The sequence below is a fragment of the Labrys neptuniae genome (assembly GCF_040797145.1).
Classification (GTDB): domain Bacteria; phylum Pseudomonadota; class Alphaproteobacteria; order Rhizobiales; family Labraceae; genus Labrys; species Labrys neptuniae.
The window spans coordinates 404,181-418,421 of the sequence record NZ_JBFNQD010000002.1; the positions used below are offsets into that span (position 1 = coordinate 404,181).

Annotated in this window: 11 protein-coding genes; 3 read left to right on the plus strand and 8 right to left on the minus strand. The window is 66.0% G+C overall.

All coding sequences use genetic code 11. From position 1 onward, the window contains the following. Positions 1-51: 51 nt before the first annotated feature. The 8 genes from ABXS05_RS09155 to ABXS05_RS09190 form a co-directional block, all read right to left on the minus strand. Positions 52-1,407, minus strand: coding sequence for a hypothetical protein (locus ABXS05_RS09155; protein ID WP_367623667.1), 1,356 nt, complete (start codon positions 1,405-1,407; stop codon positions 52-54). Next, positions 1,404-2,747, minus strand: a complete 1,344-nt coding sequence (locus tag ABXS05_RS09160; RefSeq protein ID WP_311939846.1) for a hypothetical protein — start codon at positions 2,745-2,747, stop codon at positions 1,404-1,406. Before ABXS05_RS09160 ends, ABXS05_RS09155 begins: the two co-directional genes overlap by 4 nt. A gap of 15 nt (positions 2,748-2,762) precedes the next feature. Beyond that, the gene (locus ABXS05_RS09165; RefSeq protein WP_367623668.1) at positions 2,763-3,881 is read right to left on the minus strand and encodes a trypsin-like peptidase domain-containing protein; all 1,119 of its coding nucleotides are present in this window, start codon (positions 3,879-3,881) and stop codon (positions 2,763-2,765) included. Between the two features lie 353 nt (positions 3,882-4,234). Further along, a complete protein-coding gene (locus tag ABXS05_RS09170; RefSeq protein ID WP_367623669.1) occupies positions 4,235-5,260 on the minus strand; it encodes an ABC transporter permease subunit in 1,026 nt (341 codons plus the stop codon). A 187-nt stretch (positions 5,261-5,447) separates the two neighbouring features. Continuing rightward, positions 5,448-6,986 (minus strand): sugar ABC transporter ATP-binding protein, encoded by a 1,539-nt coding sequence (locus ABXS05_RS09175; protein WP_367623670.1) that lies wholly within the window; start codon positions 6,984-6,986, stop codon positions 5,448-5,450. A gap of 21 nt (positions 6,987-7,007) precedes the next feature. Next, the gene (locus ABXS05_RS09180) at positions 7,008-8,483 is read right to left on the minus strand and encodes a mannitol dehydrogenase family protein (RefSeq protein ID WP_367623671.1); all 1,476 of its coding nucleotides are present in this window, start codon (positions 8,481-8,483) and stop codon (positions 7,008-7,010) included. Positions 8,484-8,553: 70 nt separating this feature from the next. Further along, a complete protein-coding gene (locus tag ABXS05_RS09185; RefSeq protein ID WP_367623672.1) occupies positions 8,554-9,513 on the minus strand; it encodes an ABC transporter substrate-binding protein in 960 nt (319 codons plus the stop codon). A 98-nt stretch (positions 9,514-9,611) separates the two neighbouring features. Further along, positions 9,612-10,706: a LacI family DNA-binding transcriptional regulator gene (locus tag ABXS05_RS09190; protein ID WP_367623673.1), complete on the minus strand. Its 1,095-nt coding sequence runs from the start codon at positions 10,704-10,706 to the stop codon at positions 9,612-9,614. A gap of 241 nt (positions 10,707-10,947) precedes the next feature. Here ABXS05_RS09190 and ABXS05_RS09195 point away from each other — a divergent pair, with 241 nt between their 5' ends. From ABXS05_RS09195 to ABXS05_RS09205, 3 genes are all read left to right on the plus strand, one after another. Further along, entirely contained in the window at positions 10,948-12,405 is a 1,458-nt protein-coding gene (locus tag ABXS05_RS09195) for a DUF1800 domain-containing protein (RefSeq protein ID WP_437178638.1), read from the plus strand. 2 nt (positions 12,406-12,407) lie between these two features. Beyond that, positions 12,408-13,640, plus strand: coding sequence for a DUF1501 domain-containing protein (locus ABXS05_RS09200; RefSeq protein ID WP_367623675.1), 1,233 nt, complete (start codon positions 12,408-12,410; stop codon positions 13,638-13,640). Between the two features lie 191 nt (positions 13,641-13,831). After that, a complete protein-coding gene (locus ABXS05_RS09205) occupies positions 13,832-14,200 on the plus strand; it encodes a hypothetical protein (protein WP_367623676.1) in 369 nt (122 codons plus the stop codon). Positions 14,201-14,241: the final 41 nt, after the last annotated feature.

A 14,241-nucleotide genomic window follows, 5' to 3' on the forward strand; every position in this document is an offset into this window, starting at 1 on the left:
GGCGGGGCCGACGCTGCGCAACGGCCTTTCCGTGATTTTTGAACGAAGTCCTTATTGCAGTCTCTGCACCAGCTGCTGGTAGAATTTCTGCGAATCCCTGCCCATCGGAAGGTCGTTCTGGGCATTGGGGCCAACCAGGTCGGCGGTGACCACGCGGGCCCGGTCGCGCAGGGCCGACCAGTCCGGCAAGGCCCATTGGGCCTGCGTGATGGTCGAGAGGATATAGAGCACATTGTAGCGCCCCGTCAGCGTCAGGCTCTGGACGGCGGGCCGGGCCAGCATGTTGACGAGGGCGCCGACCAGCATGCGCTGGTCGTCGGGCGAGACCGTCCCGTCGCGGAAGGCACGCACGAGATTCTCCGTGGTCGCTCGCCGCACATCGCCGTCGGGACCATCGATCAGGTTGACATTGGCGAGCAGCTGCTCCCCGGCCGTGAGCTGGGGGACGGGCGGCGGCTTGTAGGCGCGGGACTGGTCGATGGCCTGTGTCAGCACGGCATTCGAATCGCGCAGATACATGTGCTGGGTTGGATTCGACGTCGGTGATGGCGTCTGAGCCAGCGCGACCTTGAGCTTGGCCTGGGCTTCCTCGAGCGCGCTTTTCATTGCCAGGAGCTGATCGTTGAGCTCCTTGAGTTCGGCGGCATGCTGAAATCGTTCGGTCTGGAGCCGAACGTCGGCCGCCAGGAAACGCTGGGCCCGTTTGTCATTGTCCGCCGACAGCTCCTCGGCCTGCCCGCGCAGGCGATCGGCCTCCTTGCGCGCGTCGTTCTCTCGAAGGAAGGAGATGAGTGCCAGGATGGCAAAGGCAATGGACAGGACGAGCGTGACGAGGAAGCCCATGCGAATATGGCGCGTCCGGCGTTCGGCCGCCGTGCTCGCGCTGACGAAGGCCTCGATTTCCGGATCCTTGTCGCGATATCCGGCGGCTTCCACCAGGGCATTGCCGGTGAGCAGGTAGCCGGGTGCCCGGTTCGATCGGCGCCACTGATAGGCCAGGGCGCCGATGCGGATCTGGGCGCGGGCATCCTGCGCCGTCCCTGCTCGCTTCGATCTCCTGGCCGGCGGCGTGCCGGCAGGCAAGGGCGGTTCCGGCGAGTCGAGATAGGGCGCGAGCGGCAGGTCGAGATCCGGCCTCGCGCCGTTCGTCGACCAGGTCAGCAGTTGCGTGCTCCAATAGTCGATGATGCCCTGGGCCGCCTCGCGATCCTCCTCCTTTCCAAGCCGTGCCCCGGCGGCTGCGACTTCGCCTCGGAAAGCGGTGATGCGATCGCGAAAGGCCGAGATCGCCTCCGGCGTATCGCCATCCCGCTGGCTGCTGGACCTGAGCAGGTCGAGATGCTCGTGGCTGATATCCGCGATGCTTGCAAAAGTCTGCGGCGGATGAGGAGGCATCGTCTCGCTCATTGCACGGCTCCCAGAATGTTCTTCAGGCGGTCGCTGATCTGGAAGACGCTGTCGAAATCCGCCTTCAGCCTGCTGTCGAGCGCGAAGAACTGGGCGCTGGCATTCTTCTGGAAACCCGAAAAGGAGCGCTGCAGGGCCCGGATCGCCGGGGCGCTCTTGAGGTTGAAGGCGGTGTCGCGCTGCGCGATCTCGACATCCTGCAGGCAGGCATCGATCTTGTCGCAATCCTCCCCGTCGACAGTCAGATCTGCCCGTTCCAGGCCAAGCGCGGCCAGGTTCAGCAGCATGGCCCTGGTCTCGGGCCAGAGGGCGGCGATCTCATCCACGATCAGGACGCCGGGATCGTCCAGGCAACTGGCGAGGATCGAGAGGTTCTGCTCCACCCTCTGCAGGCGGTTATGCGTCGCGATCCGGCTCATCAAGGTGCGCTGCAGGGCGCCAAGGGCGCTGATCGCCTCATCGAGCGCTGCCTGCAGGCCGGTATCGGCTCCGCCGATTTCGACCAGGGCACCTGCCAGTTCCGGCAGGGGCAACTTGGTCGCTGCATCGAAGATGCCCTTGTTCAATTGCACCGACTGGCTGTCGCTGATCGCGGCGATCTGCCGGACGGCGATGAGCACCGGTCCCGGCCTGTCGGCATCGAGCCCCTCCTGGCAACGCTGCGAACTGCTTTCGAGGTCGTCGACCCAGGAAAGATCGAGACCGGCCAGGATCTCGTCCGCACCCGGCCTGGTGATCTGGGTGCGGATGGCGGTGACGGCGGCGCGCACCTGCGAAATATAGACCTGCACCGTCTCATAGCTGATCGGATTGTCCATGCTCGCCACGGCCTGCAGCAGGATGCGGGTGTGGTTGATCTGGATGTGATGAAGGCTGTCATGCAGCCCCTTATAGGCGGCCAGCAGGTTGATGCGCTGGCCGATTTCGGCAAGCCGCTGCTTCGAGATGCCGGCCTTCTTGCGCACCTCGTCCTTGGCCAGATAGGCGGCGAGGCTGTCGAGCCCGGAGACGACGGTGCCGACCTGCGAGGCCACGCTCGGCGGTGCGGTCAGGGCATCGGGGATCAATTGCGTGACCAGCTCCCTGAACGCGGTGTTGTCGTTCTTGGCATGCAGCACGATGGCGACGAAATTCGTCAGGATCCCGCATTTTTGCGCCCAGTCGACGCAATCCCGGGCGACCTTGCGCCGGGGCTGTTCGGCAAAGCTTACCCCGGTGATGGCAACCGAGGTGCCGTAGCAGATCTGCATGAGGTCGCCGAGTTCACGAAAGGTGCACAGGTCTCCGATGGCGTTGGAGATCGAGATGACGCTTTGAGGAGGAAGTGTGACGACGCCCATGCCGTTCTCCCTTCCTCAGGCCGCCGGGATTGCCGCGCCGAAGCCAGCTGCCTCGATATCGGCCCGGATCAGGCCCGCCGGGACGCCCTGGTTGAATTTCGGTTCGCCCCAGGCCGGATCGCCGAAATGATGGAGGGCGAGAAGCTGCCATTCCATGCTCAGGCAGGGTGAGCCCGAGGAGCCCGGATCGGTGTTGGTGGCATAGCGTAGTCTCGGCCGGTCCGGCGGGGCGGGCGTGGGCAGGATCGCCTCGGTGTCGATCGCCAGCTTGACGGGGCCGCCATGGGGATGCTGGGCGATGATCAGCGGCGAGCCTTGGCCCAGGGCCTCGTCCCGCTTCGGCAGGGCGAGCCAGCCGCGTTCGGCGCCGACGGTCCCGGCGAGCTGCAGCAGCGCAAAGTCGAGCTCGGTCGCCGAGGGCGACGGCTCGTCCGGCGCCTCGGTCATTTCGGCCGGCGCATAGGGGCGATGATGCAGCAGCGCAGTGCCGGATAAGGCGACCGCCTCGCCCTCGTTGAAGGAACCGTCGGTCTTGCGGGCATAGTCGAAGCGGCAGGAGACCATCGGCCAGTCATTCTGTCCGGCCGCTGCCTCGACGACATGCCAGTTCGTCAGCACGGCCTGCGGCCCGACCAGGAAACCGGTGCCGGCCGGGCTGCCGTCGATCTCGATGCGGCACACCCGGCGCAGCGTCTCGTTCATGCCGGCGACCCACAAGGCGGGATCGAGCATGCGCAGATGGGGCTTGATGTTGCGCTGCAGGCCGGGGCCCAAGGTTTCGGCGCTGGGCTGGGTGCCACGATGATCCTTGTCCAGCACCACCAGGTCATAGGGGTTGGTCAGGGTTTCAGCCGCCGCTTCCGGCGCCAGGCGGACGATGAGTTGGCGAATATCGTCGCGATGCGGGCGGTTGACGTAGATCGCCTTGAGGAAATTGCCGGTCTGGCCTTCCTGTTCGAGGCGAATGACGAGTTCGCGCAGCACCGAGACCAGCGGCTGCCTCACATCGGCCCAGTAGACCTCGAGCTGGTCGCCGGTCGCCACATAGACGAAATTGCCGAGATCATCGAGATTGACGGTCGTCGACAGGGCCTTGGCCAGTTCGGAGACTTGCGCGCCTGTGAGCTTGTCCACCTTCGCCCCCTCTTGCCGCCTGGCGCTTGCCGCTCGCTCGACTATCCCGATGTCGGCTCCCGGCTGAGCGCCTGCTTGCTCGAGCTCCCTGCTTCGACGCGCCCTTGCGGTTCCAAGTATCTCCGTCCGATCGCAAGACGCTTTAGCATAATCGCGTGAGAGCGCCGTGAATCCCGGCAGGGGCTCGGCGGACTTCAGCCTGGGGCGGAGGACGTCGGGAGAACGCCACGGCGCCCGATGCGGATGCCGGTTTCGGTGAAGCCGGGATGGCAAGCGCCGCAACGAGAACCGCCTCCGTCACATATGCAACGGAGGCGGGGAAAGGCGCGAGGCGTGGAACTTGCCGCGTCGGCTCAGGTGCGGGCGCTGCCGGAGGAGCGCAGACGGTCGAGGGCGACGGCGCCGATGATCACCAGGCCCTTGATGATGAACTGCCAGATGTCGGACACGCCGATCAGGATCAGGCCGTTGGAGAGCACGGCGATGATCAGGGCGCCGATGAGCGTACCCCAGATCGAACCGATGCCGCCGACGAAGCTGGTGCCGCCGAGGATGACGGCGGCGATGGCGTCGAGCTCATAGGACTGGCCGAGCTGCAGGCCGTTGGCGGCATAGAGCTTGGCGGCGGACATCGCCCCGCCCAAGCCCGCCAGCAGGCCGGAAATGCCGTAGACGATGAGCAGGATCGACCAGACCTTGATGCCCGACAGCCGGGAGGCCTCGGCATTGCCACCGATGGCATAGATGCGCAGGCCCAGCACTGTGCGGCGCAGGATCAGCCAGGACACCACCACCGTGGCGAGCGCGATCACCATCAGCCAGGGCACGCCGAAGATCGTGCCGTTGCCGATGAAGGCGAAGGGCAGGCTGGGATTGAAAATCGTCTTGTCCTCGCCGAATAGGCGGGCGAGGCCGCGCACCGCCGTCATCGAGCCGAGGGTGACGATGAACGGCGGCAGGCGCATGAAGGCGATCAGCGCGCCGTTGACGAGGCCGAGCAGGCCGCCGGTCACCAGGGCGGCCACCAGCCCCATCATGCCCCAGCCCGGGATCAGCGAGACGATCAGGGCGATCATCGCCGAGGCTGCCAGCACCGAGCCGACCGAGAGATCGATGCCGCCGGTGAGGATGACGAAGGTCATGCCGGCGGCGAGCACGGTGTTGATCGAGGCCTGCTGGGCCACGATCGACAGATTGTTCCAGCTCATGAAGCGGCCGCTGGCCCAGGACAGGCCGCCGGATTCGACATAGCCCGACAGGAGCTGGAACAGGATGGCGATCAGCACGAGGGCTGGCAGCATGCCCAGGCCCCGCAGGGTGCCCGAAAGGGCGAATTTGCGGCGGGCGGTTTCTGCGGTGGAAGAGTTGGTGGATGTCATCGCACAGTCCTGCCTGTCTTGGGGGCCGTGTATTCCTGGGATCGCAGGCATCCCTGCCTGCTCTTCCTTTCCCGCGAGCGACCCGTCTCCAAGTGCAGGCAGTCGCGACATGCAAGCATGTCGCTGAGATGCCTGCGATCCCAGGAAGAGTCGATCTCGAGGCGAGCTGGTATGGAAGCCGGGTGAGTCATGCGGCATCCTTCGCGGCTGAGGTCGCGATGGCCATGATGTTCTCCTGGCTGACCGCTTCGGCATTGCCGCCTCCGCCGAGTTCCCCGGCGATGTGGCCTTCGCGCATCACGATGACGCGGTCGCAGATGCCGACGATTTCGGGCAGTTCGGACGAGATCACCGCCACGCCGACGCCCTCGCGGGCCAGCCGGTCGATCAGGCGGTAGATTTCCGATTTGGCGCCGATGTCGACACCGCGGGTCGGCTCGTCCAGGATCAGCACGCGCGGCTTGGTCTCGAGCAGGCGCGAAAGCAGGACCTTCTGCTGGTTGCCGCCGGACAGGCCGCCGACCGGCGCGTCGGGCGAGGCGGTACGGATGCCGGTGGCCTGGATCGCCTCGGCCGTGCGCCTGCGGCCCTTGGCGAGGTTGAGGAAGCCGCCGGCCAGGGCGTCACGGGCGATCACGCCCAGATTGATGTTCTCGGCCACCGACATGTCCAGCATCAGCCCGAGCAGCTTGCGGTCCTCGGTGAGATAGGCGATGCCGGCCTCGATGGCGTCCTGGGGCGAGCGGATGCTGACCTCCTTGCCATCGACCGCCACGGTGCCCGATATCCTCGCATCGGCGCCGTAGACCAGGCGGGCAAGCTCGGTACGGCCGGCGCCGACCAGGCCGGCAATGCCGAGCACCTCGCCCTCGTGAATGTCGAAGGAGCAGGGCTGGATGCGCCGGCCGTCGGCGATGTCGCGTACCGAGAAGATGATCCGGCCGCGGCTTTGGTGGGCATCATGCTCCTTCTTGTAGAAGGAGGAGAGGTCGCGCCCTACCATCATGCGTACCACTGCGGCGGGAGTGATCGCCTCGCGGTCCAGGGTGCCCACATAGGTGCCGTCGCGCAGTACCGAGACGCGGTCCGAGAGCTCGTAGACCTCTTTCATGCGGTGGCTGATATAGACGATGGCGAGCCCCTCCTGCTTGAGCTGGCGCACCAGGGCGAACAGCCGCTCGGTCTCGCGCTCCGACAGGGTGGTGGTGGGCTCGTCCATGATCAGCACGCGGGAACGGGCATGCACCGCACGGGCGATCTCCACCAGCTGGCGTTCGGCGATCGAGAGCTCGGCCACCTTGTCGCGCGCCGTGAAGGTGGCGCCGAGGCGCTGCAGCACGCTTTCGACGCCGGCAATCATGGCGCCGCGGTCGATCAGGCCGGCCCGGCTCGGTTCGCGGCCGAGATAGATATTCTCGGCCACGGTGAGATTGGGAGCGAGGGCGAGCTCCTGGTAGATGATGGCGATCCCCAATTGCTTGGCTGCCATCGGGCCCGAGATCGCCACCTTCTGGCCATCGATCAGGATTTCCGAGCCTTCATCCGGCGTGTAGGCGCCGGAGAGGATCTTCATCAGGGTCGATTTGCCGGCACCATTCTCGCCCATCAAGGCATGGATCTCGCCGAGCTTGACGTCGAGCGACACGTTCTTGAGGGCCTGGACCCGGCCGAACGTCTTGGAAACATTGCGCATTTCCAGGAAGGGATGCGTCTGGCCTGGGTTCATCCTGCCCCCGTTTTCATGCTGTTATTTCAGCAGTTGCGCCAATGTTGCAGCTGTTCCCTGGCTTGCCAATGATTTTGACTGGATTTGGTAAGCGGCGACGAAGGCCGGGCTCTGGCGCAGGCCGAGACCGGCAAAGGCCTCGATGTCGAGCACGGCTAGGGGATCGCCGCTCTTCAGCCGCTGCCAATCGGCTTCGCCGATGCGTGGCTCGAAGATGTCGAAGGCAATGCCCCGATCGTCCACGCCGCCGAGATAGCGGGCAAAGCAGGCAAGCAGGAAGGCTTCGCGCGCAAGGTCCGAGCCGCCGGCAATCAGCTGGCCGATGGTCTTGCCGTGGAAGACCACGATCTTGGAGGCGCCATCGCCGGCCACCCGGAGGAGCTGGTCCTTGATCGCGGGATTGGCGAAGCGCTCGATCACCGTGTCGGTGAAAGCCGTCGTCGAATAGCCGGCGGGCGGTTCGACGAGACGGCGGGCATCGCGCTCCCAGAAGATGCGGAGAAGGCGGGGAATGTCGGGATGGCGCATGCCCTCGTCGACCAGGCGGGCGCCCATCAGCAGGGACGGATAGCACATCAGCATATGGGCGGCATTGGACAGCCTGCCCTTCACCGCGACATAGGCCGGCACCTCGCTGCTGAATACCACGCCGGCCCGTTCGAGCTCGGGGCGGCCGGCGCAGAAACGATCCTCCACCACCCAGCTCGTATAGGGTTCGCAGGTGGCGGCGACGAGATCCTCGACGCCGATGCCGGCGGTGATGCGCCGGCGCTCATCCTCCGGCACCTGCGGCGCGATGCGGTCGACCATCGAATTGGGGAAGGCGCCGTTCGCTTCGATCCAGTCGGCGAGGCCGGGATCGAGGGCACGGGCAAAACCGAGCACGGCAAGGCGCGAGGTATCGCCGTTGCGGGCGAGGTTGTCGCAGGACATCACGGTGAAGGGCGGCAGGCCGGCCTGCCGCCGGCGCGCCAGCGCGGCCACGATATAGCCGAACACCGTCCGCGGCGGCCCGCCCTCGAGGTCGTGGCGGATGTCGGGCGCGTCGAGGCGGAAGGCGCCGCTCGTTTCGTCGATGTTGTAACCGCCCTCGGTGATGGTGAGCGAGACGATGCGGGTGGCGGGATCGGCGAGGCGGGCGAGCACGGCTTCGGGATCGGCTGGGGCATGCAGATAGTCGATCATCGCGCCGACGATCTGCGTTTCCTTCGGGGCCGGGGAGGTGAGCTGCGTCACCGTGTAGAGATTGTCCTGCCGGCGATAGGCTTCGGCCTTGGCCCGTGCGGCGGGACCGTCGGTCAGGCCCACGCCGCAGATCGCCCACTCCTCCTGCCCGGGATGATGCAGGCAGGCTTCGATGGTGATGGCCTGGTGCACGCGGTGAAAATTGCCGACCCCGAAATGCACGATCCCGGCCCGCAGCCGGCTGCGATCATAGGTCGGCCGGGTCACGGTCGGGCCGAACGAGGCGAGTGTCGATGTCTTGAGCGGGAGCATGGCCTGTACTTTCAGGAGTTGAAATGGCCTCCTCGGGCAGGAGGAGGCCATCTTGGACCAGACGGCGACGTCAGTCGTCGTGCTTGGCATTCCATCCCTTGTAGTCGCCGACATTCTCGCGGGTGACCAGTGCGGAGGGAATCAGGATGACCGGTTTCTCGGGCTTCTTGCCGTTGACCAGGTCCATCGCGGTCTGCGCCGAGACCTTGGGAATGGCGTAGAAATCCTGGCTGGCGGAAGCCTTGATCATGTCCAGCGCCGGATCCTTCAAGGCGGCCTCGATATCCGGCGAGCCGTCGACCGAAGTGATGAAGAACTCGCTGCGGCCGGCCTGCTTGGCGGCGAGCGCGGTGCCGATGGCCTGCGGATCGTTGATGGTGAAGATCGCGTCGATCTTGGGGAAGCGCGTCAGGTAGCCCTGGGCCACCGCCATGCCGCCGTCGCGCGAGCCCTTGCCGTCCTGGTCGTCCGACAGGATCTTGATGTCGGGATATTTGGCCAGGACCTGCTTGCAGCCCACCACGCGGTCGATCACCGAGGAGACCTGCGGCCCGTTCTGGATGACGACATTGCCGGCGCCCTTGAGCTTATCGGCGATGTACTGGCAGGAAACGCTGCCGGCCATGATGTTGTCGGTCATCACGATGGCGTCGGCGCCCTCGGCGCCGGTGTCGAAGGCAATGACGGGGATGCCAGCCGCCTGGGCCTTCTTGATCGCCGGCGTGATCGCCTTGGGGTCACCGGGGTTGAGCAGGATGAAATCGGCACCGGCCGCGATGAAATTATCGATCTGGTTGACCTGTTTGCCGAGATCGTAGTCGTAGCCGACGGTGGTCACCTGCGCCTGGGGATAGGCCTTCTTGATGATCCGGGTCGCCGTGTTGGCGATGATCACGAAGCCGGGATTGCCGAGCGATCCTACCGATATGCCGACCGTCTTGACCTCCTTGGCCAGGGCAGGGGCCGATAGGCCCGTGACCAGGGCCGCGCCGGCCATGGCGATGCCGGCGAGGCATTTCAAAGCCTTCATGATTTCCTCCTCATGAATGAGATCGATCTCATTTTATTATAAAAGCATACAACTCAAATGATGCACGAGAAGGCAGGTCTGTCAACGCTGATCCGCGATCAAGGCGCGAGATCGAAGACCGATTCCCGGTCGATCAGGATGGTCGGCATCTCGACATCCCTGCCGGATTCGCCGCCCTGGATCTGCCGGACCAGCAAATTGACGGCTGCGCGCCCCATTTCACGGATCGGACGCTGCACCACCGAGATCGCCGGCGTGAGGGCACCCGACCAGGGCGATTCGTCGAAACTGATGAGGGCGACATCCCGCCCCACCGCGAGATTCAGGGCCCGGCAGGCAGCCAGCACCCCGATGGCGATTTCCTCGCATGTCGCCAGGATCGCGGTGGGCCGCGGATCGGCGCTGAGAATCGATGTCGCGGCGTCGATGATCATCTGGGGATTGTTCGGCGTGTAACGCAGCCAGGCCTTCGGCAGGTCGAGGCCAGCCGCTGCCAGGGCTTCCCGCGCGCCGAGGACGCGATCGCGCGCGCTCGAGACGGCGCCCCGCGGCTCGCTCTGTCGATGCGAGGTGGCAGCTGCCGTCAAGACGACGAGGCCGATGCGGGTGTGTCTGCGGGCGATGAACAATTCCACGGCTTCGCGGGCGCCGCCGCGATCATCCGTGGTCACCGCGCTGACCGGAATATCCGCGATGCGGCGGTCGAGCAGCACCATGCGTCCCTCGCCGGCGCCGGCCTTCTGCAGATGCTCGTTATGGTCGGGCGAGGACGGCACCACGATCATGCCGGCGACGCGCTTTTCCATCAGGGTCTGCACCGCCTCGACCTCGGTCTTGAGATCGTCGTCCGTGTTCACGATCAGGGTCTGGTATCCGAGGGAAGCGCAGGTATCGATGATGGCCCGGGCCGCACTGGCGAAGAAGGAATTGCTGATGTCGGCGAGCACCACACCGATGACCTGGGTGCGACCTGCCCGCATGGCCCGGGCCGCTTCGTTGAGCCGGTAGTTCAGCGTCCGGGCCGCCGCCGCGACGCGCTCGCGCGTCTCCTCGGTGACCAGGCCATAGCCGCCGAGAGCGCGGGCCGCCGTTGCGCGGGAAACCTTGGCAAGACGTGCCACGTCCAGGAGGCGGGCAGGACGGGAAGGGCCGGCTCGTGGGCTTTCCTCGTCAGTTTTCTTGTTTTGGGTCATGCCTCTACTTGGTGCAGGAGGCTTTCTTTGGCCAAATTGAAAAGTATTCGCTGTCGCGGGAAGCCTGCCTACTCCCTTTACGGTAGAAAGGCAAACCATCCGCGTCTGCTGGTGGACGATGCTGCCCGGTCAAGATCAGGCCGTCGGTTGTTCAGCAAAGTTTGGAAATAGTCGGCCTTCTTAAAGTCATCGGATCGCCGCGATGGCAGCGGACACCTCGCCGATACTGCTGCCACCCTGAATGGGGGAGGCGGTGGTGACGAAGCAGGACCTTGACCCTGCACGGGTCGTTTTCAATCGTTTCGGCCTGGGGCCTCGCCCCGGCGACCTGGCGAGGCTGGGCGGCGACCCGCGCGCGGCGTTGCGGGCGGAGCTTGCCAAACCCGATATTGCCCTGATCCCGGTTGCGGCGGATGCCGACCGCCTGCCGGGCAGTGCCGCGGCCCTCCAGGCCGTCATGAACGAAAACCTGCAGCGCAAGATGGAGCGGATGACGGCGCCCGCCGCCGTCCAGATGGACCCGGAAGGCAAGCCCGCTATATCCGCCGCTCCCGCCCCGCAGGGGCCGATGAAGCCGGAGCCGGCCGTCGAGGCCAGGCTGCTGAAGGCGGAAGCGCAGGCGCGCTTTGCCAAGGCGATGGCGGCGGAAATCGGCTTCGTCGAGCGCCTCGTCGCCTTCTGGTCCAACCATTTCTGCGTCTCGGCCGCCAAGGACAACATCGTGCGCGCGGCGGCGGGCGCCTTCGAGCGGGAGGCGATCCGCCCCTTCGTGCTGGGCCGCTTTGCGGACATGCTGGTGGCCGTCGAGCATCATCCGGCCATGCTCTATTACCTGGATAACCAGCAATCCATCGGCCCAGGCTCGCGGGCGGGGCGCAATCACAACCGTGGCCTGAACGAGAACCTCGCCCGCGAGATCCTCGAACTGCATACGCTCGGCGTCGGCAGCGGCTATAGCCAGGCCGACGTGACCGCCTTCGCGCGCATCCTCACCGGCTGGATGGTGGCGGGGCGGGAAGGGCGGCTCGGCGAGCCCGGCAGCTTCGTCTTCAATGCCAACACGCATGAGCCCGGCGACCAGGTCTTCTTCGGCAAGACCTACCCGGCCGGCGGCATGGGCCAGGCCGAGGCCGTGCTCAACGATATTGCCCGCCATCCCGCCACCGCCCGGCATATCGCCACGAAGATCGCGCGCCATTTCATCGCGGACGATCCACCACCTCGGATGGTCGCACGCCTGGCGGAGACGTTCGCGAAGACGGACGGCGATCTTCGCGCCATCGCCGTGGCGCTGGTCAACGCGCCGGAAGCCTGGTCGCAGCCGCTGGCGAAGATGCGCTCTCCCCTCGATTTCGTTCTCGCCCTGCGCCGCGGTATCGGTCCCGGTTCCGAGGCCGATCCCGGGCAGACCCTCAATTGGCTGGCGGTGCTGGGCGCGCCCCTGTGGCAGCCGCCCGGCCCGAACGGCTTTTCCGATCTCGTCGATGCACAGGCCTCCCCGGCGGGCATGGCGATGCGCCTCGATATCGCCTCGCAGGCGGCGCGCCAGGCCAGGACGCTTGCCGAGCCTGCCGATCTCCTGGATGCGCTCATCGGTCCCTCGGTATCAGCCGAGACGCGCCAGGCCGTCATCCGCGCCGAGTCGCGCCAGCAGGCGGTGGCGCTGCTCTTGATGGCTCCCGAATTCCAGAGGAGATAGTCATGAACTCACTATGCGAGCGTCCGCATCCCTCCCGCCGCGCTGTCCTGCTGGCCGGCGGCGCCCTGTTCGGCTGGGCCTATCTGCCGCGTTTTGCCCGAGCGGCCGGGACAAGGGATCCGCGCCTGGTCGTGCTCGTGCTGCGTGGCGCGCTGGACGGGCTCTCGACCGTGGCGCCGGTCGGTGACCCCGATTATCGCGGATCGCATGGCGATATCGCCCTGGTGCTGGACGGGCCGCATCCGGCCCTGCCCCTGGATGGGTTCTTCGCTCTCCATCCCGCTATGCCGACCTTTGCCCGGCTGTTCCAGGCCCGGCAGGCTCTGGTGGTGCATGCCGCTGCCACCGGCTATCGCGAACGCTCCCATTTCGACGGGCAGGACGTACTGGAGAGCGGCTTTCCGGGGCCGGGCCATACCGCGACGGGCTGGCTCAACCGTGCTCTCGCCGCCCTTCCTGCCGGCGACCGCGTCGCGCCGCAGGGCGGCCTCGCCGTCGGGCCCTCGACGCCCCTGGTGATGCGGGGTGCCGCGCCGGTGCTCGGCTGGGCCCCGCAAGTGCTGCCAGATGCGGGCGATGATCTCGCCGCGCGGCTTCTCGATCTCTACGACCACCGCGATCCGGTCCTCGCCTCCGCCTTGCGCCGGGGGCTGGAGGCCGAACGCATGGCGGCCGGAGACGGCATGGGCATGACCAGGCGCAAGGGAGGTCTCGACAGTGCCGCCGGCATGCGCCAGGCCGCCGAAGGAGCGGCCCGCCTGATTGCGGCCGATGACGGGCCACGCGTGGCGGCGCTGGCCTTCGACGGCTGGGACACCCATGTCAATGAGGGCGGGGCGACCGGCCGGCTCGCGACCTTGCTTGGTGGTCTCGATGGTGCCTTTGCGGCGTTCGAGAGCGGCCTGGGGTCGCATTGGAAAGATACGATCGTGGTCGCCGTCACCGAATTCGGTCGCACTGCGCGCATCAATGGCACCGAAGGGACCGATCACGGCACCGGCACGGTCATGCTGCTGGCGGGCGGTGCGGTCAAGGGAGGGCGCGTCGTCGCCGATTGGCCGGGCTTGAAGATCGCCCAGCTTCACGAGGGCCGCGATCTCAAGCCGACCACGGATGTGCGCAGCGTGCTGAAGGGATTGCTGGCCGACCAGTTCGGCCTCTCGCCAATGGTGCTGGGATCGACTGTTTTCCCGGATTCGCTGCCGGTTCAACCGCTGGCCGGACTTGTTGCCTGAACCGCAGGGATCGCAATCAAATCAGTCAATCGGTTCGAGATTGTGGCCAAATTCGGCGTCAGCGTCACAAGAATTACTGATTTCTTAGGAAGAAATATTTGAAATAAACCATTGTTGTTCATCTGGCCTTAAGGCGTCAGCCGATATTTTACTGGCAATGCTGGGGTAATCAAATCGGAGTTCCTGTTACAATGACGATGAAGATCTGCCTTTCAGCCGCGATTCTTTACGTGACGACAGCATTGGCGGTCACGCCGGCCTCTGCCGGCGATGGCCGCACCGGTGCTTTCGTCGGCGGTGCAGCGCTTGGCGCGGTCGGCGGCGTCCTGCTCGGCCAGGCACTGGCCGACCGTCCCGCCCCGCCGCCGCGGCCTGCGCCGGTGTATGAGCCGGCCCCGGTCGCCTATGATCCCTATGTCGACCGCCTCGATCGCCTGCATGCAGGCTGCGACAGGGGCGACCGCCGGGCCTGCGTCCAGTTCGGCGAAATGATCGGCGCCCATCGCGAGCGCGTGGCGGAATGGCGCCGTACCCATCCGGACTTCTTCGAGTGGGAATAAGGCATTTTGCATCCCGGGGAGCGGGCGGGCGTTTCGGAAAC